This is a genomic window from Streptomyces sp. NPDC013455 (genome assembly GCF_040632975.1).
In the GTDB taxonomy this organism is placed as follows: Bacteria; Actinomycetota; Actinomycetes; order Streptomycetales; family Streptomycetaceae; genus Streptomyces.
Window position 1 is genome coordinate 163,722 of the sequence record NZ_JBEYCX010000002.1, and the last position, 1,345, is coordinate 165,066.

Annotated in this window: 1 protein-coding gene; it reads left to right on the forward strand. The window is 78.4% G+C overall.

Annotation, left to right across the window (positions count from 1 at the left end; translation table 11 throughout):
• The first annotated feature begins 166 nt into the window (after positions 1-166).
• Complete coding sequence (locus ABZ576_RS04880) at positions 167-1,288, forward strand: hypothetical protein (protein ID WP_360735828.1); 1,122 nt, start codon at positions 167-169, stop codon at positions 1,286-1,288.
• Positions 1,289-1,345 lie beyond the last annotated feature (57 nt).

Here is a 1,345-nt window from a genome sequence, read left to right on the forward strand (position 1 = left end):
GTCTGCCGGAGGGGAGGGCGGTGGCGGTCCGTTCGGGGTTCACGGGCCGGGCGGTTGCCGGAGGGGACGGCCGCGGTGGTCGGTGCGGGGTTCACCGGCCGGGCGGCCGGGAGAAAGCGGTACCGTCCTCACGGGGTATCCGTCGGCGTCGCCCCGGAGGGGTTCCGTGGGGATTGAGAGCGACCAGGTCGTCTACGAGTATCTGAGCCGCGTCGGTGACATCGCTCAGCAGCGGCAGCTGCCGTCGGCCACCCGGATGCGGCTCGTGTCGGAGCTGCGGAACGAGATCGACCGGAGCCGGGCGAGGACGACGGTGGACTCGCCCGCCGCCGTCCGCCGCATTCTGGAGCGCCTTGGTACGCCGGCCGAGGTGGTGGAGGCGGCGGGCGGCTCCGGCGGGGCCCCGCAGCCGCCCGCCACCGCCGTACCGGCGCAGCCCGCGCCGGCCGAGCGGGCGCGGGTGGAGCGGGCGTCGGAGGAGCGGGCGTCGGAGGAGCGGGCGTCGCGGCAGGCGGAGCAGGAACGGCCGAAGGTACTGCGCCGGGCCGTACCGCGCCCGCGCCCGCGTCCGGCCGAGCCCGGGCCGCCCGCCCGGCGGGACGTGCCGTCCCCGCCGCACCTCGCCCCCGCGCACGAACTCGGGGACGGCGCGGCACCGCCCGACTGGTGGCGCGTCGGCACCGGCGGCACCCTGGCGGACGACGTCGACCCGGTGCCGGGGTTCGTCGGCGGCGTGGAGATCCCCGAACTGCTCAGGCGCCCCCCGCGGGAGGGCGGGCCGACGGCGGAGCCCGCCGGGACGAAGACCGACACGGGCGCCGGCACCGACACGGCAGCCGTGCCCGTACCGGCGCCGCGCCGCCGGCTGCTGGGGCTGCTCCCGGCCGGGAAGGCCGCGCGGGCGGACGCCGGGGAGTCCGCCGCCCGCCGTCTGCGCCCCGGCCCCGCGGCCGGCTGGTCGAACCCGTTCCTGCTGCTGGCCGCCGCCGCGCTGGTCGCCGGGGCCGTGTTCGGCAACTGGTTCGCGTTGCTGCTGGGCTGGGCGATCGCCTACGGGTCCCGCCGGCTGACGCCCGCGCAGACCAAGTGGGCGGTGATGGTCCTGCCGGGGTCGGCGGTCGCCGCCGGGCTGGTGTGGCTGTGGGGGCGCCATGACGGCCGCTGGGGCGAACCGATCGCCGAGGGCCACATGAACGACGCGGTCGGCGAGACCTGGCCGTGGGTGGTGCGGGGGGCGGCGGTGGCATCGGCCCTGTACCTGGCCTGGCGCTCCCAGAAGACCCGCTGACACCGGCAGCCGCCCCGCGACCGCGCCCTCTTGACGCCGCGCCGCCGTACTCGTCCG